Raw genomic sequence first — 23211 nt, 5'->3', positions numbered from 1 at the left:
ATTCAATGCCTTGAATTTGTTTAGTGTTAATAGTGCGCCTACTCCAATTAGTCGTATATACTGTGCCGGGGATCGATTTTTAACCAAGACTTCAAACATAAAACGAAGGTCGCTATCACATGTTGAAAGGACATTTAAAATATTCTGCTTTATTGCTTTCTTTGGGCATCGCACCTGCCTGGTCTGCAAACTTAGTGGATATCTATCAAGACGCTATTGTTAAGGATGCAGAAATCGCTGCCTCGAAAGCACGTTTCGACAGCAACAAAGAAGTGGAAGAACAGGCATTTTCAAGCTTACTCCCACAAGTCGGTCTCGGTGCAAGCTATTCCAATACAGACACCAAAAATTCGTCGCCGTTTAATGATTCAGACAGTGAAACCACAGAGTGGAATATCCAGGGTCGTCAGGTATTGTTCGATGGTTCAGTATGGAACACGTGGAAAGCTGCTCAGAATTCGACTCAAGCCGCACAATATACCTATCTAGCAGATCAACAAAGTCTGACTCTTCGTACTGCCGTTGCTTATATTGGTGTACTGAGAGCGCACGAGAACTTAACCCTTCGCATTGCGGAAGAAAAAGCGGTAGGCCGTCAATTAGAGCAAACCAAACAGCATTTTGAAGTGGGCTTGATTCCGATTACGGATGTGCATGAAGCACAAGCATCATTCGACGGTGCTCGGGTTAATCGTATTGTTGCTCAAAACGATCTCAATATCGCATTTGAAGATCTGACTAAGTTAACCGGTGAAATGTATCCCGACCTAGATGCATTATCTCAGGAATACCCTATTGCCAACCCCGTTCCTGCGGCAGCACAAGACTGGGTAACCAAGGCTCTCGAAAAGAACCCATCATTGGCGGCAGCTCAATATGCTGTAACGGCAGCACAAGAAAATGTTGATGCGTCTCAAGCTGGTCACTACCCAACCATTGATGTAACTGCCAGCTATGGTCAACAGACCATCGACGGCGACAATCAACTTGCTGATTCAGATCCAGAAAATACCGTCGTTGCATTGAACTTTAACCTTCCGCTTTATGCGGGCGGTGGTGTCAGCTCTTCTGTGAGAAAAGCCACTTCAGACCTTGAAGAAGCTCGTCATAACCTAACCTTCGCAAACCGAAACATCACACAACAAACCCGTACCTTGTATTCGCAAGTTACTTCCAGTGTGTTAAGAATCGATGCGCGTAAACAGTCAGTTGTTTCCAGCCAGAGTGCACTAGAAGCAACAGAACTAGGCTACGAAGTGGGAACGCGTAACATTGTTGATGTGCTGATCGCTCAGCGAAATCTGTACGAAGCACAACGAAATCTTGCGGACGCTCGCTACGACTACATCGTCGCCTACTTCCAGTTGAAGCAAGTCTCTGGTGAATTAGCTCAGGTCGATATTGAAGAGCTCAACAATTGGCTAACTGGTGGCAAGGTAACAACGGTGGAAGTTACCAAAAATCTATAACCCCAAGCAGTCAATTCCAACAAAAAAGGGCGCTTCGAGAAGCGCCCCTTTTTGTATATACATTTTTAAGATACAAGAATCAAACTATCAATAACTAATTCTTTAACTCGTTATCAATCAGTTCAAGCAAATAGTTAAGCGCCCCTTGGTTCTTCTTCACAACGTCAATACTCGCTTTGGACATCCGTTGATATAAATCTCCATCGGTAAAAAGCTGCTCTACAGCCCCCATTAATTCAATACTGTTCTGAATCCGTTTCACCGATTGCGCATCAATCATCTTGTTCATAATTTCTTCAAAATTAAAGGTATGAACTCCCGTTAAAACCGGCTTGCCAAGAGCAGCTGGCTCCATCGGATTATGACCACCATGCTCAACTAAACTTCCGCCCATAAACACCAGATCTGACGCTTGGTACATCAGCATCATCTCCCCCATGGTATCGCCCAAATAGACATCCGTTTGCTCAGAACAAGATTCACCTTTACTGCGCCGGGCTAGCGTCATACCTCGACGCACCACAAGCTGTTCTACAGTACGGAAGCGTTCAGGATGGCGCGGCACTATCACCAACAACAATTCAGGCAAACGACGCTTAAGCTGCTGATACAGATCCAACAGCTGACTCTCTTCGCCTTCATGGGTACTTGCCGCGATTAAAACATCTCTGTCATTTCCCAACTGTTTACGTAATTGAAACGCGTGCTCGGATAAATCATCGGGAAGCTGAACATCAAATTTAATGCTGCCCGTCACATAAATTTGTTGTTCACCAACCCCCAGAGATTTAAAGCGATCCGCATCAAGCTGATTCTGAGCCGCAACTATGGTTAAACACTTCATCATTTCTTCTGAGATAAAGCCCACTTTACGATAACCATTGGCCGAGCGTTCTGACAAGCGCGCATTTGCTAACACAATCGGAACATCCTGATCTCGAAGTATCTTCAAGGTGTTAGGCCACAACTCTGTTTCCATAATGATGGCAGCTTTAGGACGAACCTTAGTTAAAAAGCGCTTTACGGCTAAAGGAAAATCATAAGGCGCATAGACATGAAAAACAGTATCACCAAACAAGGCTCGAACTCGTTCAGAGCCTGTTGGAGTCATAGTAGTTACCACCACTTCGCAATCAGGGTATTTCTTCACTAATGCTTTAATTATAGGTGCCGCCGCTAACGTCTCGCCTACAGATACTGCATGCACCCAAATCGACTCCTTGGGCGATGAGTAGTCAAATATCCCAAAACGTTCACAAACCCGTTTTGCGTACTCTGGTGCCTTCCATGCTCGATAGACCAACCTCAACATCACCAGAGGCAGTAGCAAGCACCACAAAACACTGTATATAAACCAAATAACTTTTGCCTGAAGAGACACCCTAACCTCAAACTCGCTGAAATAAATAAACTGAAGGAGGCAATTATACAAGAATATGTGATTCCAGGTTTGTGAATTTCACTCATTTTATTTCATAGCTTTTCACTGGCCGCCTAGCCGTGAATTTGGTAGCATTCTGAGCAATTTTGAAGTTTAAAGATGAGTAGATAATGAAAGCCGTGATTCCTGTAGCTGGCTTAGGTACACGCATGTTGCCTGCCACCAAAGCCATTCCAAAAGAAATGCTTCCCGTGGTTGATAAACCTCTGATCCAATATGTGGTAAATGAAGCCATTGCTGCCGGGATCACAGAGATTGTGTTAGTCACCCATTCCAGTAAAAACTCCATCGAAAACCATTTCGATACGAGTTTCGAACTGGAGACTCAGCTGGAACGTCGCGTAAAACGCCAGTTGCTTGAAGAAGTTAGAGCTATTTGCCCTGAACATGTCACTATCATTTCAGTAAGACAGAACGAAGCCAAAGGCCTGGGTCACGCCATTATGTGCGCTCAACCTGTAGTAGGCGACGATGATGTCGTGGTACTACTGCCTGATGTGTTAATTGATGACTCTCTAGCCGATCCTAAACAAGATAATTTGGCAGCCATGATACGACGCTTTAAAGAAAGCCGTTCCAGTCAAATTATGGTGGAAGAAGTCCCGGAAGAATTGGTTCACAAGTACGGAGTCGTAGATCTCGGAGGCGCGCCTGTTCAGCCAGGTGAAAGCAAGCCGATGACCAGCATCGTAGAAAAGCCAAAACAAGAAGACGCACCATCCAATCAAGCAGTAGTTGGCCGCTATGTGTTATCAAAATTCATATGGCCACTACTGCGCAAAACACCCTTAGGTGCAGGGGATGAAATTCAACTCACTGATGCCATTGCTATGCTAATGGACATTGAAACGGTTGAAGCCTACCGTATTTTAGGCAAGAGTCACGACTGTGGTAGTAAACTGGGTTACATGAAAGCCAATGTAGAGTATGCATTACGTCACCCGGAACTGAATGGCGAATTCGCGGATTATTTGAAGAGCCTGTAACGGCTCTTTCTGAATTTACCTATACTACCCTCACACACCTTTAGAGTATCAAACACATGAAAATTGCCGTTGCCGGAATTGGTTATGTAGGTCTATCCAACGCGGTGTTATTAGCTCAACACAACGAAGTCGTTGCATTAGATCTGGTGCCAGAGAAAGTAGATCAACTTAATCGCAAAATATCCCCGATTGTAGATGCTGAGATTTCTGATTATCTAACCAATAAGACACTTGATCTCACTGCAACCACAGATAAGCAAACCGCCTACAGCAATGCCGACTTCGTAATTATTGCCACGCCTACTGACTATGATCCAGACACTAATTACTTCAATACCAAGTCCGTTGAAGCCGTCATTAACGATATTACAGACATCAACCCAGACGCAGTAATGATCATTAAATCCACTATTCCGGTGGGTTATACACAGTCCCTAAAAGACCGTTTGAATCTAGACAACCTAATTTTCTCTCCTGAATTTTTACGAGAAGGGAAGGCGCTTTACGATAACCTTTATCCATCCCGAATTATTGTCGGCGAGCAAAGTGAGCGGGCAAGAGCATTTGCAAGCCTACTTCAGCAAGGCGCCATTAAAAAAGATATTCCTGTACTGTTCACTGACAGCACAGAGGCAGAAGCTGTTAAGCTCTTTTCAAATACCTACCTAGCGCTTCGTGTCGCCTACTTTAATGAACTGGACACTTATGCAGAAACACATGGCCTAAACACCAAACAAATCATTGAAGGGGTTGGGTTGGATCCGCGTATTGGCAACCATTACAACAACCCATCATTTGGCTATGGCGGTTACTGCCTACCAAAAGATACGAAGCAGCTAAGAGCCAACTACGAAGATGTGCCAAATGAAATCATTGGTGCGATTGTAGAAGCTAATCGTACTCGTAAAGATTTCATTGCCGATTCAATTATCAAACGAAATCCAAGTGTTGTCGGTATCTATCGCCTTATTATGAAATCCGGTTCAGACAACTTTCGAGCATCCGCAATGCAAGGTGTGATGAAACGAATTAAAGGCAAAGGCATTGAAGTTGTAGTCTATGAGCCAGTCCTTGAAGAAGATGAATTTTTCCACTCTCGAGTGATCAAAGACATTGAAGAATTTAAATCCATTTCTGATGTGATCATCACCAACCGCATGGCGGATGAACTCAGCGATGTAGAGAGTAAAGTCTACACCAGAGATCTGTTTGGGGCTGACTAATCAGCCCTTTTCATAACCACTGATACTGATATCAAACTCTATCCGTTTCCTCAAAGAACCCTGTAGTCTTCCAGTAAACGGATAAGATTGTTCCGCCAATAAGAGCGAGAATATAGCTGCCGCTTGAGTAATACATATAAGATTCAAAGCAATTAATCACCAGCCAGAATATTAACAACATAGACAACATCACTAATGTCGGCGCTGATAGCGCCTGACGGGTGTATGTACGTTTTACTAAATACCCCCAATAAACAAACAGCCCAAACAAACACATCAAACCAAGTACGCCATAGTTCACTAAGGTATCTAAATATGAGTTATGGAGATGTCGGAATCTTTCTTTATTTCTTTCAGTCAATCGATCACTGTGCTTTACAACCAGCTCTCTGCCATTGCCCCCCCAGCCTGCAAATGGCCTTTCTGCTATCCACTCAAGAGACTCTGTCCAGGTGGTCAATCGAATTCCGGTACTCGAATTGGCCTTATAATCTGAAGAACCTGAGAGCACGGTTTTAACATTAGAGAATTCTGATTTAACACGATTTGATAGGGTATCACCAAAGTTTGAACTGAATAATCCAATCAAAATAGTAAAAATTGCCAACAACCCGACCAACCCAGCACGATTAAGCTTTCGACTCCTCAGTGAGACAATAAGATAGCCCAAAGTAATGGAGAGCAATACAGCTACCAGCCCCAACCACACCGCTCTAGTCTGAGTCACCACAACGCCAAGCGCACTTATAACCACAACCAAAGTCCCCAGCACAAACCATATTAACTTATGATTTTTTCTTTGGTGTCCGATAAATAAACAGTAGAAACCTAAAATTAGACTCACACCAAACAACATTGCAATGTGTTGCGCGTTATGAACACCAAAATCCACTCTTCGACCATTTATTCCACGCATTATTTCCTGCATGCCGTCACCTGTCACCCATGGAGAAATAAAAACAGAGGCCATTGCCAATATCCCAATGAAGAGAATTTTTTTCGTATCACCCTGCAAGAAGAAAGCAACAGGCACAAACATAAACCAGGCAAGCATTCTTCCTACTTTTGGCGAGTCTTCCGCCCATTGGGGATGATCGAGATGACTAAGCCCCCATGAAAGGAGCTGAATACCAATAACCGCTAAAATAAAGTAGAAAATAGGGGATTTAAGGAAGTACCTCCACTGCCTTAAAAGTAAGAGCACACCAAGCACCATGACCACTTTTCCGGCTCTAGAGCCAAACTTATCGGTGATCATGCTAAAAAAACTCATTAGCATAAGAGCAAAAAAACCTAAGAAATAAGTACATTTCAGCCCATAACATTTTATTTTTTCTGCTCTATCTAAAAGTATCACTTGAAACCTATTCTATGATGCAATGAATGTATAAAATAAGAAGCATTCTAAGCTCGCTGAAAAGCAAAACAAACTATTCAATCAATACGGACGCTTCAATGAAAGTTGCACTTATCAACGATACCAGTCTTTTCAGCAATCATTTCGGTTGTCAACTAGTAGGTCAAGTCTACAGAGAACAGTTCAAGCGTACAGGCTTAGATCTTACGATCAGTCTGCCTAAAATATTTAATATAGAGGACTATAAATCAAAACTAGACGAGGTTGATTTGGTAGTAGTCAATGGTGAAGGATCTATCCATCACGGAAGAAATCCTCACTTATTAGAAGTATCGAAAAAATATCCCTCAGTTCTTCTAAATTGTGTATATCAAGAAAATCCTAGGAATGACGCATTAAAAGAATTTCTCCACATATCTGCAAGAGAAAGTTATAGTGCTCTAGAAATACAACAGAAAAATATCAAATGCAGTGTTGTCCCAGACGTTATTTTTGCATCAAGCTTTGTTCGCTCTTTCCCTAAACCTAACTCCACTAAAGACCTAGGTATCACAGATAATGTCAGAAAGGAATATCATTACAAATATGGCCCTTTCAAGAAAAAAGTCAAAGGTGACTTTTCTGCTCATGGCCACTCACCTGCAGAATACATATATCAATTAACACAATACAATAGAATTTGTGCAGGACGCTTTCATGCTGCGGTAATTTCTGCATTGCTAGAAATCCCATTCGCAACATGGGACAGCAATACCTGGAAAACAGAGGCTATGTTAAAAGATATGGGGATTCCAGAGCACCATTTTAAGTCAAGAGAATTAGCAGTTAAAAATACTCCCCTAACGTTTGATCCTAAAATTAAAGAGTTTACGGATAACGCAAAAATACAAATTGAGAAGAACTTCAACAAAGTAGCAGAACTTGCTAAGGCATTGGCGAAATAAATGATTACCAAAGACAACCTTCTTATCTGCATTTTTTCTTATAATCAGGATAAAGAACTAAGTATGCTCCTTTCCTCAATGAAAGAGTTCGCTTCTGGTTATGATTGTATCGTGTACGATGATGGAAGCACTAACTCCAATACTATTAGTATTCTCAAAAATAGCTCTGAGCTTTTTAAAGAGCAATTTTTACTCCCAAAAGAGAAAAAGACTTCATCCAGAGGCCGACTTCATCAAAACATCCAAAGCGCATATGAATATGCCCTTGAAAAGGGCTATCAATACCTATTTCTAGTCCAAGATGATATGCAATTCGTCCGCCCACTTGATAGATCCATCTTAAATGAATATTCAACGTATTTTGATGCCGATGAGAAGATTATTCAGGTGGATCCCCGATTTTTACGTAGACTCGGCTCGATCAAGATAAATAATGAATTACACGCCTATAGCTTTGAAGACGACGACGATAGAGGTTCTTATGCTGACGTTGGAATTCTTGATATTAAAAAACTCAATAACCTGAACTGGAAGTTTGAGGCATCAGAAAGAAAGAATAAAGTTAAAGCCCACAATATAGGATTAAAAAGAATTTTCCCATTTACTCCTATATTTATGCATCTTCCCTATCCGGTGATTTACAGAAAAGGAAAAAAGAAAAACAAATTTCCTTATCCATTTGTAAAAAGAGGCCACATTTCATATAAGCCTCTTAGCAAGAAAGAGATTAAAGAGATGGATGGCAGAGACTTATCTATTGTCCCATATGCAAGAGATATTCTTACACCAAAAGGTCTTAATTTAGCTTTTTTACACTACAAATACGCAAATGAAGGAAAAATATTCTCATAGATCGAAAAGCCCTATAAGCTAACTTTTTATAGGGCCTTTATTAACTCACCTGATCTTCTCTAAATAACTTCTTGGACCAACAACTCTCTATAGGTGAAAACGCGGTTATTTCCCAACTCTCAATAGACGTAGCTTGTGTTTTAAGATCCTCAATCTCTACTCTATAGGAGCGATTTTTAGAAGCATGATACTCAACAAGTGGTGTTGTTAATGAATTAAACTCAGATTTCTTAGGTCTTAAGCTAATAACTGGCATTCTCGTATTTACAGCCTCTGAAAGCATAGAAGCACTATCCTCGGTCACATAAACTCGGTGCGCCTGGGCCAATAAAGAAATCACTGATACTCGATTCTCTGATACACCTTCACTCCACAAGTGTAAATCACCACTAAAACCCGAGTTTTCAGTTAATCTACGTTTAAGGTAATCCTCTGCCTCCAAGCCGGTTCTAGGCGATGTAGAGATTACCCAGCGGATATTTTCAGAAACACAGCTATCAATGACATAATCCACCAGCTCTTTCCAGTGCACATCACTATAAGAAAAACCTCTTGCATTTCCTCCAATTAATAAACACCAACAGTTGGAGTCAACCGCTAAGGAATTTCGAGTATTTATAAACTCCTCATAAGTGAAAGACGTAGGCATCATATCTAGTTGAATTTCAGCATCAGAAATTTGAGTTGAAGGCGTTGAAATTAAACAATCATATTTATCCCTGGTAATTCTTTTAGGGTTACCCACAAAGTAAGCTTTGGCTCCTGAGCCTGAAGCAAGTAAATGCAAAGGGAACTCAAAAGGTGGCGTTTTAGCTAGCACAATATCGCTCTGATGACACTGGATTGAATTTCTAAGAACTAAGCGTATCAACAAATTTGATAACTTAGGACTCAATCCAGAGACTTCTCGAATCCATAAAATGAAACGATATAATAAGTAAAACACCTTACTACGTGACCTTAATTCACAGTAGATAGGAACAACCTTACCATGATTCAGATGTTTAGCTATGGCCAATAGTTGTTGGTTACTGCCATGATACTTAGATAATAAAACAACAACCCTGGGCTCAGTTTTTTTGGTCATAACTTATCTATGACCCCAAAACCTTAGCTAAACGAGATCGGAACTTCTCTACTCGTTTCTTATTCGCTTTTTGATTATATGATTTTGAAAAGCTTCTAAGAGATAAAGTCGCTTTACTACCAATACCATCAATAATTACAAAGCACTGATCTTGGTAGCTCCAAACCAAGTTATTTAGTGAAAAGTCTCGAATAATGATATGCGTATCAATCATCCATTGGAATAACGCTTCTAGCGCTTCGGCATGCATAGGCTGATACTGCTTATTTTTTACCAAATCCTTAAGTGTAGGCGCTAAATCACCCTCTTCAGATAAGACAGCACTTACAATCATGCCTATTCCAAGGTCAGTATCAACCATACCAACAATGGTTTGTAAGTACTTAGTTTCAACGGATGATTTTTCTCGTATACCAATAAATTCAATCAACTCATTCACTAAAGACCAATAGCGTTTTAAGCGACGAAAGCGCATTATGATTGGGTATTTCTTCTGATGCACATCGTAAAAGCGTTGATGATATACCTTAACTAACCAAGCTTTATTTTCAGGATGAACAAAAACATCCCTCTCTCCACCTTTAGCAACTGGGGATAAACCTTCTAATTTCAATTCCATTCGTCTTACTTCATACGTTTTGTATTACCAGTGCGTGTCACTGGCAAGGTTGTTGGGTAGAATTCCGCTTGATATCTCTTCAGATACGAATGCCTGATGTAACTTCGATAACCTTTATAAACATGGAAGACCAACTTGTCGTACAACCCTATTTTCGGCAAGGTTTTTGGCTTTTTTGAAACGGTCGATTCACACACACGCTCATAGATCAGATGCGGCTCTACACCAAAGAGTCGTAAATCAAATTCAAAGAAATGATCGTATAACTTATCAATGGGTTCATAGATATTAGAAGCAAAGTCCAGAATTTTCTTCATACCGGAACGAGAAAGAACGTAGCCTTGAGCACCGCACCAACCACGTTCTGGACGAACAATTTCATGAGCACTTTCGCTGTCTTCAAACAATGGAGCCACAACTTTACGTTTACGAATTTTCAATGCCATCAGACGAATCATTTCATATTCATCAGACAATTCGAGCAGTTTCTTTAAACACTCACCAAAGTCAGGTTCCAAGAGCACGTCATCTTCTAGGATGCACGCTCGGTCATATCCTTCATCATAAGCCTGCTTAATGGATCGATAATGAGATAAGTAACATCCCACTTCCGATGAGGTAAGCGAACGTTTATGACGAATCTTTGCTTCTCTTTCATCAAGAAACTCATCGCCCAGCAAGCCTGGTACAGTTTTTCGACCATCCACGGCAGGGAAAAGCTGAGCATCTATGCCTTGAGTTTTCAAAGATGAAAACAGTTCCTGCGCTTGCGGATCTTGCTCATTTAACGAAATAACCCAACACCCAAACTTCATATCTGTACCTTATTTCGCTGAATGAATGTCTCGTAAATGATTAAAAAGCCTGATGTATTCAGAGACAATGTACTCTTGGCTGTAACCTTTTTGATAGCCTTCATACGCTTGCGTCACTAATTGATGCCTTAACTCTTCCGAACCCAACACGCGATTGATTGCACCAGTAAGCTCTTCAACGTCATCAATTTCGGTCAAAATACCCGTCACTTCATGATCAATGACTTCTCCTGGCCCTTGAGACTTAGTCGCAATAATCGGACATTTATGCGCCCAGGATTCCATCACAATAGACCCCAGTCCCTCATGGCGAGAAGGGCAGACAAACACATCAGTGGTACGCATCAAGGCCGTCACATCAGTACGCCACCCCAAAAAGCGCACTCGATTGATAACGCCTAAAGAGGCTGCTAACTGTTTTAAACTTTCATCTTCCGGACCAGCACCGGCCAGCCATAAGGTTGCATCCGGTACATTCACCAAAGACTTTAACAAGGTATCAAATCCCTTGTTGGTATGCAGACGACCCGCTGCAAGAATCAGCGGCTTATCCGTTGGTGTATCAAAGCTATCTCGTGGAAGCGGTGACACCTCTGTCTCATCAGCAAAGTTTGGAATATGAAAGACTCGCTCTTTCGGCATTCCGCCATCAATCAAGTGCTGGCAAATGCCTTTGGATATACCGATCCAGTAATCCGAATGTTTGTAATACTTGAGATTATAATAATGACCTAACCGATTAACTAAAATGTAATCACCACTTGGAGTATATCCACTTGCGCGATTCATATAGGTCAACACAATATCGGGGTGAAAAGCGTTCAATGCCTTCCGATATTTATAACGCCCCAAGAAATCGAGCTTACCACCAAAGCTAAAGCCCTCAACCTCAACGCCAGCATTGGATAAGTCATCAACACGAGCTTTATGATCACGAATAAAAGCCTTTTGTTGGTAACCTTCTTGACCTTCCAAGCCTTTTACTAACCGAACAAAGAAGTTTTCAGCCCCGCCTTTTTCTGCACCCGATAAGACCTGCGCAACTTTTAAGGTTTTCTGAGTCATACATACTCTCAATAATTAATTACTTGCCCGTCTGGATGCCTTCATGCATTAACAAACCGTGGGTTCCTGGAAACTCCCCTTTTGCACGAGCCGCCAGCAAAATATTAATACGCTCTCTCAAGTTTTCGGTTTTTCTGTGAGCTTTCTTAATAAAGTAGGACTGAGGAAAAAGAAAATCGGGAAGAATACTTGAACTACCTAATCCGTCAATAACAACCAATCGCTGTATCGAACCATCCAAACACCGTTGCACGACAATGTTGTGCACCAAGAGATCTCGAGAAGGAACACCCAAAGCGTTCCAGCCAGCAATAAACTCACCCACGGCGCGCTGACACTCTTCAGTATAGCCCTCATCCCAAATAACCTGCTTGAGCGTATGAGATACCGAACCGGCTTCGTCCCGAATTAACTCAGATACCAAGCCCTTGCCCATGTCTGTCTCTTCAAACCCAAAACAGCGGCTGACTAATTGATATAAAGGCTCACCGAGACGCTTATGTAACGCAGTCATCACCTTATATTCTTCGGCGTTATCATCAAAACTAGATAATGGCTTTAGGTTCTTTGGGAACCCTTTTTTTCGCCTCAAGTCTTCCAAGGTGAAGTCAGGCCTACGAACCTTTATGCAACGCCCTGTATCTTCAGGGTGCACAAAACAAAGACGGTTTCCGCCTCTGGCAAAAGGTTGTATCTCGGAAACCTTCAATGTCATTTCATTGAACCATCTAAGTTAATATCTCTTGCCCACACATAATCATGTGAAAACGGGATCTCTAGAGAAGCTTCAAGAATATATTGAGCATTCAACGTTGAATTCATTTCGTCTTGGAAAAACGTTCGAGCTCTGGACGCCCAATGTTTACGCTTCGCGTCATCAGCATGAAACTCTAAGATCTTCGCATTCAGATCATCTTCATCCTTGAAATACACGGCACTTTCTTCAGGCAATAGCTCATCAAAGCGTGGCGACTCATGGGTAAATTGTAGAATGCCATTACCTGCCAACTGTGCCATACGAGCGCTCGAATACCAGTAAAAGCCTTCCTGACGATTAAAGTTCAATCCCATCTTAGTGTTAGATAGTGCTCTATCGTAATCTCGGCCCCACACAGGTTCTTCACCAAAACTACCATAGGTTTTAAACGCCATATGAGGATCTAAAACTTCTTTCATTCGCCCAATCATCTCAAGACGCTTGGTGAAGTTGGTACTGTTACTGCAGAACAACAGATCAATAGGTAATTCGGAACTGTCTTTTACTGAGTTATCAAGACACTCAATAGATGGATCTACCGGATTTGGCATGTGATAAACCCGCGCCTTTCGCCCTTCAAAAATCTTAAGCTCGGGACGCCCTGTCGATACAAACACCGCATCACAGACATCAGCGCGATAATTAATACGTTCCACATTACTTGGTACAAACAACGGGTCGTTATTGCAGTGAATTATCTTACACGCAGGCATTAACTTCCTGATTTCCAACAAGGTCTCATTGGGAATCATGTCACAATGGCCTGCAATGACTAAGTCAGGTTCAAACGCTTCTACCGTTTGTAAAAGACGCTTATTTGCTGCCTTTTTGCCTAAGTCTCGAATCCCCAAAGGTGCTTCAAAAGCAGCCACATCCCGATCACTAAAAACTTGAGTAAAGTGATCATTTTTAATCAAACCAAACGTCAGCTTTTGCGCCCAACTCACACGAGTCTTTCCGTAACGACGCAGCTGCTGGTAAGCAATATGGAGAACTCTCATTATCTTGTAACTCACTTACTCAAAAATGTTAAAGTCTGTTTTCGCCTGCAATAGCCTTGCGATAAACCTTAATTGTTTCTTCTGCCTGAGTTTCTAAATAAAACTCATCCGGTAACGTAATATTCGGTTTTTTAACTTGATGAGCCAATTCATAAATACGATCAGCAAACGCTTTAATGTCATCTGCATCAACAAGCCCTTCGGGAAAAGCAGCATTCAACGACTCACTGGCACCACCACGATTAAAGGCAACCACCATACACCCGGTTGCCAGTGCTTCTGGCACAGTACGACCAAAAGGCTCTGCTTTATTCGACATATGGCAGGTTATTTCTGCAGCTTTATACAAATAGGGAATATCCGAGCGATGCCCTAAAAAGCTAATATGCTGATCAACACCACGGTTCACACATAAATTTCGCAGCTCATCTTCATAGTGAACCTTATTCGAATCCGCCTCACCAACGATTAAACCATGGAATGAAGAATCTTTTTTGATTAACAATGCCATCATTTCAATGAAGGCTTCTTGTCCTTTCCAACGGGTTAAACGCCCCGGCATTAGAATCAGTTTCTTAGCCTTAGTTTCAGGATAATCAAGGTTCAACTGTTGAAGCCATGCGCCTGATCCAGACAAATCAGAAAACGCAGAACGATCCAAGCCTCGAAAAATTCGAGTAATCCGATCCTTATTAACGTCGTAATTTTCAACGATATAATCGTAAACACAATCCGATATAGCGATAATCTGCTCGGCCTTCGCCATAATCGCACTATAGGCATTGATGGAATACATGCCATGAAAGGTTGAAATCAGCTTAGGTCGCGTGGTTTTGGGAAGTTTTCTCCAAGCAAGCCAAACAATCCACGCCGGAACACGAGAACGAACATGGATAATATCTGGCTTTAATTCCTGCAACAAAGCTCGCATTTTCTTTACTTGTAATAACGAAGCCGGGGACTTTTTATGTACTGGCAATGAAATATGACGAGAACCTTCCGATTCCAAGCGCTCTACCTGACGTCCGCCATTAGAGATAACGATAGACTCATGCCCTTTCTCAACAAGAACCTTCGCAAACTCTATGGTTCCGCGTTCAACGCCCCCCGAGTTTAGCTCGGGCAGTACTTGCACTACCTTTAACGAACTATTTTCCATAAGGTGCCTTTAGTTGATCCCAAAGCTGAAAATGATCAAACACAGCCTCAATTTTTGAGTCATTTCCTTTGGACTTAGACTTATTCTCTTTCGTCAAAGACACTTCTTGCGACCCCTCAATCATCAACAAACGAGATTTCCAGGGACGCTCATCTTCAACCGGCTTGCAAGGAACGCCTTTCTTTAACGACATAGCTTTAAGCCATATATCGTCGCCATTAGGCGCCAATGCCTGAAAGATCTCTCGATCAAAGACACACTCGTCTAACGCACCTGGGAAATACAAGACACCACCAATACCGGTAGGAAAAATATCGTATGCTGCACTAGAGGTCTGGATGGACATCTCCCAGTTTTGATAGGACTGTAAAGAACCTGACGTAGAATGAAGCATACGATGTCCACGATGACAATGAATCACGCCGGGTTGCCTAATATACGCTCGATATAAAAGATCTATGGCATCCACAGGATACAGAACATCATCATCGAAAGTAATAATCAGCGCTTGAGGGAATCGCTCCAATGAATAGATGATCTTTTTATAAGGCCCCAAATCTCCTGCAACAAACTCAATTTCCAATCCACGTTCTTTTTGCTTAAGCAAAATTTCAGGCAGCTCTTTTTCTCCATTCGGAAAGTTTTCTTCAGACAACCAAAGAATAACACGGTCGGCTTGTAGTGATTGTTGAAATAGACTCTCAATCGTCAAATATACATCGTTAATACGAGCCGGAAAACTGGTCAACGAAACAACTATTTCTTGGTCTTTAATATTGCCAATACCGGATCGTTTACTGTTTAACGCTTGAGATTGTAAGTACATTCCCATTTCAACAGCACGATATCGATAGAGCATTTCTTCCCTGCGCTTTGCCCTCTTAAGTCTAAGTTTCTTCAGCATTAATCATTCCCTAACTTCTTCGAGCCAAGATATTTACCAATTATCCACTCTGCCGACTTATCTGCCTCACAGAAAACTCGAAATTTCTGAATCGGCAGCTCTTGATCAGGTCGTTGCCTGACTAATCCATCATTTATTAACTTCTCTAAACCCGCCTGAATTCGGCCTTGCTTAGGAGCTTGTAATTCAAGAACTCCAGTCTCAGCCCCTGAAGTAAGCGCTTCATACACCATAGAAACACTGTCTGGTGTTATCCATATCCGATCCGACTGTGCCATCTGAGTTGGCAACCAATCAGAAGAAACCTCGTCATGCCGAACATAAGTCAATTGCTCAGACAGTTTCGGAGATAACAAGTCTTGAGACAACATATCTTGCGATACTAGATCCTTAAAATCTTGCGGAGTTCTGCGAGAATCCCCCAACACCCAATGATCAACATCCTGTGTGTCAGAGACAATCTGCCTCACTTGCTGCCAGATGGAATCTGAATCCCACTGAAAGTGCTTTGACTGTCCACCAATCAAAATCAATCCATTTCGGGTCGGTTGGTAGTTCGGATCCCTTGGCCTAACTTTATTTAAAACACCACAACTCTTATAAATAGAAGACTTGTCAGGTGGATTATCATGTTCAGGGATAACCAAAGCATCAAAGCAGCTGATAGGTATCAAGCTTGGTTTCATCAACAACACTGAAAAGCATTTAAACTTCCGCTTTATAGCCAACACTAACTTATGGGTTGCACTACCGGCACCTACCACAATATCAGGAACCTGACTCAACTGAAGATTCAGTCGCTTAAAAAGTACGTCACCCCATGAGACCGACACATCGGAAACAGATACCCACTGACTAACAATATTCACCTGCAACTTCAACGACTGCTCCAAACCAAGCAACTGATTTTTATGTCCCGGTTTTTCATCCGTGACAAAACAAACATTAATAGTCGTTGGTTGCATCATGGCTACTCTTCAAACTGGCTTTGATACAGCTCAGCATACACGCCTTGTTTGGCCAGCAGTTCATCGTGGCTACCAATTTCCTTAATTTCACCGGCTTCCATCACTACAATTCGATCAGCCCCCACAATCGTCGACAATCGATGAGCGATCACGATAGTGGTTCGCCCTTTCATGACTTCATTCATTGCTGCTTGAATATAGCGTTCAGAGGCATTATCGAGTGCGGAAGTTGCTTCATCCAAAATCAAAATAGGCGCGTCCTTTAGAATCGCTCGAGCAATCGCCAATCGCTGACGCTGACCACCTGAGAGCATTAATCCACGTTCACCGATCTCAGTGTCTAAACCGTGTTCAAGCGCCTCGGCAAATTCCATGACATAGGCTGACTGCGCGGCTTTCATAATTGAAGCTTCATCTGCACCAACCAACTCCCCATAAGCAATATTGTCTTTAAGCGATCCCTTAAACAAAAAGACATTCTGGCTGACCAAAGCAATTTGTTCCCTTAAAAACTTAAGATCCAACTCTTGAATTGGTATTCCGTCTAATAGAATGTCACCGGATTGTGGGTCATTAAATCGTGGTAGCAAGCTTGCTAAAGTACTTTTACCACTGCCAGAATGACCAACAATGGCGACCATCTCTCCTGCCTTAATATCAAGAGAAAAGTCACTCAGGACTGTCTTACCTTGCTCATAGCCAAAAGAAATCCTCTCAAACAAAAGATTCCCTTTCACATCGGCAAGAGTCTTAGTGCCATGATCTTTCTCGATTTGAGTATCCAGTAACTCGAATAACGTACTTGCCGCCGCAATTCCCTTTTGCATTTTGCTGTTGATATTCGTCAAGGTTCTGATCGGCTTCGCAACCAGCCCAGCAGCAGTAATGTACTGAATGAACAGCGCTTCATTAATCTCCGACAAATACTCAGGATTCAAACCGATATACACCAAGACCGACATCGGAATGGCTATCAGCATTTGTACCGCGGGGGTGTTAATGGATCGAACCAGCGCCAGCTTTATACCCTGCCTAGCAGAGTAAGTACTAGCACCATTGAAGCGATCATATTCATAGTTTTCACCGCCAAAAATGCGAATCTCTTGAAACCCCTGCACAGACTCAGAAGCAGACTGAGTGATATCACCCATTGAATTCTGAATACGCTTACTTAACAGTCGGAATCGCTTAGACGCATAACCAATAGCAAAGGCAATAAATGGCATGGACGTTAGAAAGATAAGCGTCAACTCCCAACTCAAGTAAATCATGTATCCCAACAACGCAATCACGGTCATGCCTTCACGCAGCAAGACCGTAATTGCCTCGGTGGCGGCACCAACAACTTGAGTGGTATTAAAGGTAATTTTGGATAACAGATGACCGGAAGAAGTCGACGAAAAGTAGGACGCTGGCAGAGACAACACCTTCTTAAAGACTTCGACTCTAAGTGCATGCACTAACTTTTGAGCGACAATCGAAATAGAATACTGTCCGATAAAACTACCAATGCCTCGAACAAAAAACATCACCAGAACAGCGATGGGCAAGGCAATAAACTTTTCTAAATCAAAAGGAATATCTGGGCTCTCTTCTACCACCAAGCCAATAATTTCTGGCCAGCCAGCCTGAGAAGCCGAATAAATCGCGTATCCTATAAAGCTTAAAACAAACAGCCACCATTGAGATTTTACATACGACAATAATCTCAAATACACTTGTACGGGTGTTAAATCACCGTCTAAATCTTTCCTTTTCGACATCACTTCATCTTTTCAAATTGGGAAGATAGGTATTGCCAACATTGGATTTTCTCAAAGCAGACAAAAAGCAAAAAACCACATATTGACGACTAACATAGAAGGTTAATTGCCAAGTATGTGGTTTTTATAATTATATCAGTCGCTTATTTAACCAAAGCCAACCATTCAGGGTATTCATTCCGTTTACCCATTACCTGATCAAAGTACATGGTCTGCAATTGTTCGGTGATAGGACCACGAACCCCAGAACCAATCTTACGACCATCCAGTTCACGAATTGGCAATACTTCAGCCGCCGTACCAGTGAAGAAAGCTTCGTCTGCAACATACACTTCATCACGAGTAATACGCTTCTCTTTTACTTCATAACCAAGGTCTGCAGCGAACTTAAAGATGGTATTACGAGTAATACCGTCAAGGCATGACGTTAATTCAGGGGTATAAATAATACCGTCACGAACGATAAAGATGTTCTCACCAGACCCTTCAGCTACATAGCCTTCATTATCCAGCAACAAGGCTTCTTCACAGCCGCTTTCCAATGCTTCGCGCAACGCCAACATGGAGTTCATGTAGTTACCGTTCGCTTTCGCTTTACACATGGTGATGTTTACATGGTGACGCGTGTAAGAAGAAGTACGAATACGAATACCTTTCGTCTTCGCTTCTTCACCCATGTAAGCAGGCCACTCCCAAGCGGCAACCATCACATGCACTTTCAGATTATCTGCACGTAGTCCCATGCCTTCAGAACCAAAGAACACCATAGGTCTAAGATAGGCTTGCTTCAAATTATTCTTAGCAACCGCATCTTTTTGAGCCTGATTAATCTCTTCTTTTGTATATGGAATTTCCATTCCTAGAATATGTGCAGAACGGAACAAACGATCAGTATGCTCTTGCAAACGGAAAATCGCAGCACCTTGATCAGTCTCATAAGCACGAACACCTTCAAAACAGCCCATGCCGTAGTGCAATGTATGGGTAAGGACATGGACTTTGGCATCGCGCCAATCAACCATTTCACCATCAAGCCAAATCAGACCGTCACGATCAGCCATAGTAGGCAAAGCCATGTTCTTACTCCTTTGTTAAACTCATAGACAGATTTTTAATTGGCGGAACATTATACGCTATCTACCATAAAATGCTGCCATATTTTAATCACTTTTTGACGATAATCCTGATATTCAGACACCTCATCTCCAGACAACACTACCTTCTGATTATCGAGAATCTTTCGATGCCCTTCGATTCGGAAAGCCTTGTAGGCATCAATCAGCTGATTAACCTCAACCTCACCCAACAACCCCAGACGCTCCATGGTTTCAAGAATCCGAATATTATCCGACCAAGTAAGAATACCAGGATATTCTTTAGCGAATTTTAAGACCGCATACTGACTAATAAATTCAATATCGACCATACCGCCTGCATCATGCTTAAGATGGAAAACACCGTCTTTATTCCCGTCCTCAGCAGAAGCTAAACTGGCCATCATTTTTTTCCGCATAGAAACGACCGATTCATTAAGCCCTTCCGCTGGAACTTGCGACAACACGTCCTTTCTCACCAGCTCAAACTTTCCAGCTAATTCTGCCGACCCTGCAACCACACGAGCCCTCACAAGCGCCTGATGTTCCCATGTCCATGCATTTTTGTGCTGATAATCATTAAACGCTTTTAAGCTGGCCACCAGCATACCGGAATTACCTTCCGGTCGAAGCCGCATATCCACTTCATAAAGATCACCCGATGGCATCATTGTCGTCATGATATGAACAATGCGCTGAACCATCCGCGTATAGAAAGTCTGATTATCGACCTGTTTATCACCATTGGTGTATTTAGCTACACTGGCATCATGAATGAAGACAATGTCTAAATCCGAGCCATAACTCAGCTCAATCCCCCCGAGCTTGCCATAACCGACCACGATTAATTGCGGTCTGGCGACTGGCCCATGATCGTCGGTTGGATAGCCATAGCGCTCGACCATCTGATGCCAAGACATATCCACAACTGCCTCTAGAATAACTTCAGCAATGTAGGTTAAGTAATCACTGGCTTTCATCAATGGCAAAGCACCTGTTACCTCGGCCGCCGCCACTCTTAACACGTGTGCATTTTTGAAATACCTCAAAGCCTCCATCAAGGCTTCCAAATCATCCTCAGGAATGCGCAACATATATTGGCGCAGCTCATCCTCAAGCTCCGATTTATTAGGCGGAGAATACAGCGAAGACACGTTGATAAGCTCATCCAGAATCACAGGCGTTTTCGCCAACTGATTAGCAATCCAGGGGCTAGCATCACACAATTTAATTAACTGAGTTAAAGCAACAGGGTTTTCTAACAAAAGGACGAGATACGCAGTTCTACGAAGAACCGCTTCCACCAAAATCAACACCCGCGACAGAGTTTCTGTCGGACGTTTACTGCACGCCAATTGTTGAAGCAGATTGGGAATAAACTGATTCAAACGTTCTTGCCCTTCCCGTTGAAGTGTTCGAACTTTTTTGCTCTGTTTTAAATCCTTTATCAACTTCCAGGCGGCCGACGCATCATCAAAGCACTGCTCTTCAAAAACAGCAATGGCTTCATTATCTTCCATCTCATCCAACCAGACTGAACGCCAACCATCACAAAAAGCTGGCTCTGAAGTGCCACTCTCTTCATCCACAGGCTGAATTAGGTCAACGAACTCTGCTTCCACGTTTTTACGATGCGCAACCAGATCATCACTGAATGCATCCCATGAGCCATACCCCATCACGTGAGCAACTCTCAATTGATGCAATGTATCGTCCGGAAGCAATTGCGTTTGCCGATCTTGCAGCGCTTGCAGCGCATGTTCGGTATCCCTTAAAAAGTGATAAGCCGATACCAAATTGGCATACGCCTCTTCCGTTAAAATACCACCCTCACGCAATTGAAGAAGCACCGACATCAATGAACGGTTTTGAAGCCGAACATCCAAGCCACCATGAATCAATTGGAAAACTTGCGCAATAAATTCAATTTCACGAATGCCGCCACGGCCAAGCTTAATATTATGCTCCATGCCTTTTCGGCGAACCTCACGGTTAATCATATCTTTCAAACCACGAAGCGCTTCAATGACACTGAAATCAATGTATTTTCGATAAACAAACGGGCGCAACATAGTCATCAATTCTTGGGCTTTTTCCTGATTACCAGCCATCACCCGCGCCTTGATCATGGCGTAGCGTTCCCACTCACGCCCCTGACTTTGATAGTAACTTTCCAACGCATTGAAGCTCATCACTAATGGGCCACTGTCACCATAAGGGCGCAGACGCATATCCACTCGAAAAACAAAGCCTTCTGACGTAACAGCATCTAACGTCTGGATCAGTTTTTGACCCACTTTCGTAAAGAACTCTTGGTTGGAAATTTCTCGCTTACCATTTTTTGTCCAACCGGACTCTGGATAGACAAAAATCAAGTCAATATCGGAAGAGAGATTTAGCTCGTCTGCCCCCAATTTCCCCATACCCAGCACCAACATTCGCTGAGGATGCCAATTACCCTCATAGTCTTTGGCATGCGGTTCACCCCAAATTGGCATTAAGGCCTGTGTATGCCAATTCATGGTATGTTCCACACAGGCATCGGCGAAACGACTTAGCTCTCTCGTAGTCTCAAACAAATCCGCCAAACCATTGAAGTCACGCCAAATGACACGAACCATCATTTGGTGACGAGCTAACCGCAAACTTTTAGATAACTGCTCTTCGCTCTCTGAAATATCAACCAATGCTTTGATTTGTTGATCGTAGTAATCCTCTGGCACACTTGCCCAAAGATGAAAACCTGTGACATTTGAAGCCTCAGAATCAGCCCCAGACAGAGCCTTTAATATTGAAGGGTAACGCACCATGCAATCCACAACATAATCACTACCTATTATCACTCGAACTAACTCTTTAGTTACATGATCACCGCATACCGCAGACGTCAGCAGGCCATTCAGAGCATCGATGGAAGAGGAATCCAATAATATCTGCCACTGTTGTAATGCGTGATCTCTTAATTCAACCGAATTCAGTGCTTCAATATCAGACCTAATACGACTGTCCAAATCCGTTATCCCGGTCATACCCTCTCCATTACAACGTTATTAACAAGTACCTTCTATAGAAAGCACACTCTAAAGTAAGGCCTTAGAAGGCTTCAATCATTTTTTAAGATGGCTATTGAGCAGCATCAGATAATTCCTCAATAACCTCCTCCGCCCATTGCAACCAAGCTTTCTCAGAAGATAATCCCCGTTTTAATGTTAAATATGGCAAACGATACTCTTTTTGCTGAGCTTTACTTAACGACAAGTATAGGCCCTGAATGGCCTCTAGCTTCTTCAAGTTCTTTTCATGCAACCCCTTGTGACGCTCAATTTCCTGAAGAAGCACCTGATGTTCGACATGCTTACCTCCGTACAACATCACCAGTAACGCATCATTAGCTTTGGCCGGTTTAATTTCAGATGACAACCAGCGCTGTAACTCCTGAAAACCACTGTCAGTAACTTGATACTTTTTCTTATCTGGCTTGCCTTGCTGGCTTTGCTCTTCAAAAGTCACCCAACCATCAGCCGTCAACTCTTTTAATTGTTTGTAGATCTGCTGATGACTGGCTTTCCAAAAGAAGCCAATGGCTTCTTTGTATTTCTGGGATAACTCATACCCTGTAGACGACTGCTCCGCCAGCAGCACTAGCAAAGAATGCTTTAATGACATAAACGCCTCTTTATATATGCAACTTGTTGCATATTATCGAA

Annotated in this window: 20 protein-coding genes; 5 read left to right on the top strand and 15 right to left on the bottom strand. The window is 42.5% G+C overall.

Translation table 11 applies throughout. From position 1 onward, the window contains the following. The first annotated feature begins 119 nt into the window (after positions 1-119). Entirely contained in the window at positions 120-1469 is a 1350-nt protein-coding gene (locus ACFOEK_RS18830; RefSeq protein WP_386723021.1) for a TolC family outer membrane protein, read from the top strand. 94 nt (positions 1470-1563) lie between these two features. On the opposite strand, the gene waaA is transcribed toward ACFOEK_RS18830, so the two are convergent. Continuing rightward, a complete protein-coding gene (gene waaA, locus ACFOEK_RS18825; protein ID WP_386723020.1) occupies positions 1564-2850 on the bottom strand; it encodes a lipid IV(A) 3-deoxy-D-manno-octulosonic acid transferase in 1287 nt (428 codons plus the stop codon). 170 nt (positions 2851-3020) lie between these two features. Here waaA and galU point away from each other — a divergent pair, with 170 nt between their 5' ends. Together galU and ACFOEK_RS18815 are read left to right on the top strand one after the other, a co-directional pair. Then, positions 3021-3896 (top strand): UTP--glucose-1-phosphate uridylyltransferase GalU, encoded by an 876-nt coding sequence (gene galU / locus ACFOEK_RS18820; RefSeq protein ID WP_386723019.1) that lies wholly within the window; start codon positions 3021-3023, stop codon positions 3894-3896. Positions 3897-3952: 56 nt separating this feature from the next. After that, on the top strand, positions 3953-5119 hold the full coding sequence (locus ACFOEK_RS18815) for a nucleotide sugar dehydrogenase (RefSeq protein WP_386723018.1): 1167 nt from the start codon (positions 3953-3955) through the stop codon (positions 5117-5119). A gap of 31 nt (positions 5120-5150) precedes the next feature. Here ACFOEK_RS18815 and ACFOEK_RS18810 read toward each other — a convergent pair whose 3' ends face one another. Further along, positions 5151-6476 carry an O-antigen ligase family protein gene (locus ACFOEK_RS18810; protein WP_386723017.1) on the bottom strand — a complete coding sequence of 442 codons (1326 nt, stop codon included), beginning with the start codon at positions 6474-6476 and terminating at the stop codon, positions 5151-5153. Positions 6477-6574: 98 nt separating this feature from the next. Between ACFOEK_RS18810 and ACFOEK_RS18805 the strand changes: the two genes are divergently transcribed. Both ACFOEK_RS18805 and ACFOEK_RS18800 read left to right on the top strand, forming a co-directional pair. Next, complete coding sequence (locus ACFOEK_RS18805) at positions 6575-7420, top strand: polysaccharide pyruvyl transferase family protein (RefSeq protein WP_386723016.1); 846 nt, start codon at positions 6575-6577, stop codon at positions 7418-7420. Next, positions 7421-8272 (top strand): hypothetical protein, encoded by an 852-nt coding sequence (locus tag ACFOEK_RS18800; protein ID WP_386723015.1) that lies wholly within the window; start codon positions 7421-7423, stop codon positions 8270-8272. A gap of 40 nt (positions 8273-8312) precedes the next feature. On the opposite strand, the gene ACFOEK_RS18795 is transcribed toward ACFOEK_RS18800, so the two are convergent. From ACFOEK_RS18795 to ACFOEK_RS18735, 13 genes are all read right to left on the bottom strand, one after another. Continuing rightward, positions 8313-9359, bottom strand: coding sequence for an ELM1/GtrOC1 family putative glycosyltransferase (locus ACFOEK_RS18795; RefSeq protein WP_386723014.1), 1047 nt, complete (start codon positions 9357-9359; stop codon positions 8313-8315). Positions 9360-9366: 7 nt separating this feature from the next. After that, the gene (locus tag ACFOEK_RS18790) at positions 9367-9978 is read right to left on the bottom strand and encodes a YrbL family protein (RefSeq protein ID WP_386723013.1); all 612 of its coding nucleotides are present in this window, start codon (positions 9976-9978) and stop codon (positions 9367-9369) included. A 5-nt stretch (positions 9979-9983) separates the two neighbouring features. Beyond that, positions 9984-10793 carry a glycosyltransferase family 25 protein gene (locus tag ACFOEK_RS18785; protein ID WP_386723012.1) on the bottom strand — a complete coding sequence of 270 codons (810 nt, stop codon included), beginning with the start codon at positions 10791-10793 and terminating at the stop codon, positions 9984-9986. Positions 10794-10802: 9 nt separating this feature from the next. Next, complete coding sequence (locus tag ACFOEK_RS18780; RefSeq protein WP_386723011.1) at positions 10803-11858, bottom strand: glycosyltransferase; 1056 nt, start codon at positions 11856-11858, stop codon at positions 10803-10805. Positions 11859-11877: 19 nt separating this feature from the next. Further along, positions 11878-12573: a YrbL family protein gene (locus ACFOEK_RS18775; protein WP_386723010.1), complete on the bottom strand. Its 696-nt coding sequence runs from the start codon at positions 12571-12573 to the stop codon at positions 11878-11880. After that, positions 12570-13616, bottom strand: coding sequence for a glycosyltransferase family protein (locus ACFOEK_RS18770; protein ID WP_386723009.1), 1047 nt, complete (start codon positions 13614-13616; stop codon positions 12570-12572). Before ACFOEK_RS18770 ends, ACFOEK_RS18775 begins: the two co-directional genes overlap by 4 nt. Before the next feature lie 28 nt (positions 13617-13644). After that, the gene (locus ACFOEK_RS18765) at positions 13645-14775 is read right to left on the bottom strand and encodes a glycosyltransferase family 4 protein (protein ID WP_386723008.1); all 1131 of its coding nucleotides are present in this window, start codon (positions 14773-14775) and stop codon (positions 13645-13647) included. Continuing rightward, positions 14765-15679, bottom strand: a complete 915-nt coding sequence (locus tag ACFOEK_RS18760; protein WP_386723007.1) for a hypothetical protein — start codon at positions 15677-15679, stop codon at positions 14765-14767. Before ACFOEK_RS18760 ends, ACFOEK_RS18765 begins: the two co-directional genes overlap by 11 nt. Continuing rightward, positions 15679-16647: a mitochondrial fission ELM1 family protein gene (locus ACFOEK_RS18755; RefSeq protein WP_386723006.1), complete on the bottom strand. Its 969-nt coding sequence runs from the start codon at positions 16645-16647 to the stop codon at positions 15679-15681. The genes ACFOEK_RS18760 and ACFOEK_RS18755 overlap by 1 nt, the downstream gene beginning before the upstream one ends. 2 nt (positions 16648-16649) lie before the next feature. Beyond that, complete coding sequence (gene msbA / locus ACFOEK_RS18750; RefSeq protein WP_386723005.1) at positions 16650-18410, bottom strand: lipid A export permease/ATP-binding protein MsbA; 1761 nt, start codon at positions 18408-18410, stop codon at positions 16650-16652. Positions 18411-18553: 143 nt separating this feature from the next. Next, the gene (locus ACFOEK_RS18745; RefSeq protein ID WP_386723004.1) at positions 18554-19486 is read right to left on the bottom strand and encodes a branched-chain amino acid transaminase; all 933 of its coding nucleotides are present in this window, start codon (positions 19484-19486) and stop codon (positions 18554-18556) included. A 50-nt stretch (positions 19487-19536) separates the two neighbouring features. Next, a complete protein-coding gene (gene glnE / locus ACFOEK_RS18740; protein ID WP_386723003.1) occupies positions 19537-22533 on the bottom strand; it encodes a bifunctional [glutamate--ammonia ligase]-adenylyl-L-tyrosine phosphorylase/[glutamate--ammonia-ligase] adenylyltransferase in 2997 nt (998 codons plus the stop codon). A 94-nt stretch (positions 22534-22627) separates the two neighbouring features. Next, positions 22628-23170 carry a PadR family transcriptional regulator gene (locus tag ACFOEK_RS18735; protein ID WP_386723002.1) on the bottom strand — a complete coding sequence of 181 codons (543 nt, stop codon included), beginning with the start codon at positions 23168-23170 and terminating at the stop codon, positions 22628-22630. Positions 23171-23211 lie beyond the last annotated feature (41 nt).

This window comes from Litoribrevibacter euphylliae, from assembly GCF_042646085.1.
GTDB lineage: Bacteria > Pseudomonadota > Gammaproteobacteria > Pseudomonadales > Litoribrevibacteraceae > Litoribrevibacter > Litoribrevibacter euphylliae.
Note: the sequence above shows the minus strand (reverse complement) of the source record. Positions and strands in the feature narration are given on the sequence as shown.

Coding starts and splice junctions, on each gene's coding strand:
- ACFOEK_RS18790 (WP_386723013.1), bottom strand. CDS start 9,978: ATGGAATTGAAATTAGAAGGTTTATCCCCAGTTGCTAAAGGTGGAGAG.
- ACFOEK_RS18830 (WP_386723021.1), top strand. CDS start 120: ATGTTGAAAGGACATTTAAAATATTCTGCTTTATTGCTTTCTTTGGGC.
- msbA (WP_386723005.1), bottom strand. CDS start 18,410: ATGTCGAAAAGGAAAGATTTAGACGGTGATTTAACACCCGTACAAGTG.
- ACFOEK_RS18805 (WP_386723016.1), top strand. CDS start 6,575: ATGAAAGTTGCACTTATCAACGATACCAGTCTTTTCAGCAATCATTTC.
- ACFOEK_RS18800 (WP_386723015.1), top strand. CDS start 7,421: ATGATTACCAAAGACAACCTTCTTATCTGCATTTTTTCTTATAATCAG.
- ACFOEK_RS18735 (WP_386723002.1), bottom strand. CDS start 23,170: ATGTCATTAAAGCATTCTTTGCTAGTGCTGCTGGCGGAGCAGTCGTCT.
- ACFOEK_RS18765 (WP_386723008.1), bottom strand. CDS start 14,775: ATGGAAAATAGTTCGTTAAAGGTAGTGCAAGTACTGCCCGAGCTAAAC.
- ACFOEK_RS18775 (WP_386723010.1), bottom strand. CDS start 12,573: ATGACATTGAAGGTTTCCGAGATACAACCTTTTGCCAGAGGCGGAAAC.
- ACFOEK_RS18755 (WP_386723006.1), bottom strand. CDS start 16,647: ATGATGCAACCAACGACTATTAATGTTTGTTTTGTCACGGATGAAAAA.
- ACFOEK_RS18770 (WP_386723009.1), bottom strand. CDS start 13,616: ATGAGAGTTCTCCATATTGCTTACCAGCAGCTGCGTCGTTACGGAAAG.
- ACFOEK_RS18760 (WP_386723007.1), bottom strand. CDS start 15,679: ATGCTGAAGAAACTTAGACTTAAGAGGGCAAAGCGCAGGGAAGAAATG.
- ACFOEK_RS18780 (WP_386723011.1), bottom strand. CDS start 11,858: ATGACTCAGAAAACCTTAAAAGTTGCGCAGGTCTTATCGGGTGCAGAA.
- ACFOEK_RS18785 (WP_386723012.1), bottom strand. CDS start 10,793: ATGAAGTTTGGGTGTTGGGTTATTTCGTTAAATGAGCAAGATCCGCAA.
- ACFOEK_RS18795 (WP_386723014.1), bottom strand. CDS start 9,359: ATGACCAAAAAAACTGAGCCCAGGGTTGTTGTTTTATTATCTAAGTAT.
- glnE (WP_386723003.1), bottom strand. CDS start 22,533: ATGACCGGGATAACGGATTTGGACAGTCGTATTAGGTCTGATATTGAA.
- galU (WP_386723019.1), top strand. CDS start 3,021: ATGAAAGCCGTGATTCCTGTAGCTGGCTTAGGTACACGCATGTTGCCT.
- ACFOEK_RS18745 (WP_386723004.1), bottom strand. CDS start 19,486: ATGGCTTTGCCTACTATGGCTGATCGTGACGGTCTGATTTGGCTTGAT.
- ACFOEK_RS18815 (WP_386723018.1), top strand. CDS start 3,953: ATGAAAATTGCCGTTGCCGGAATTGGTTATGTAGGTCTATCCAACGCG.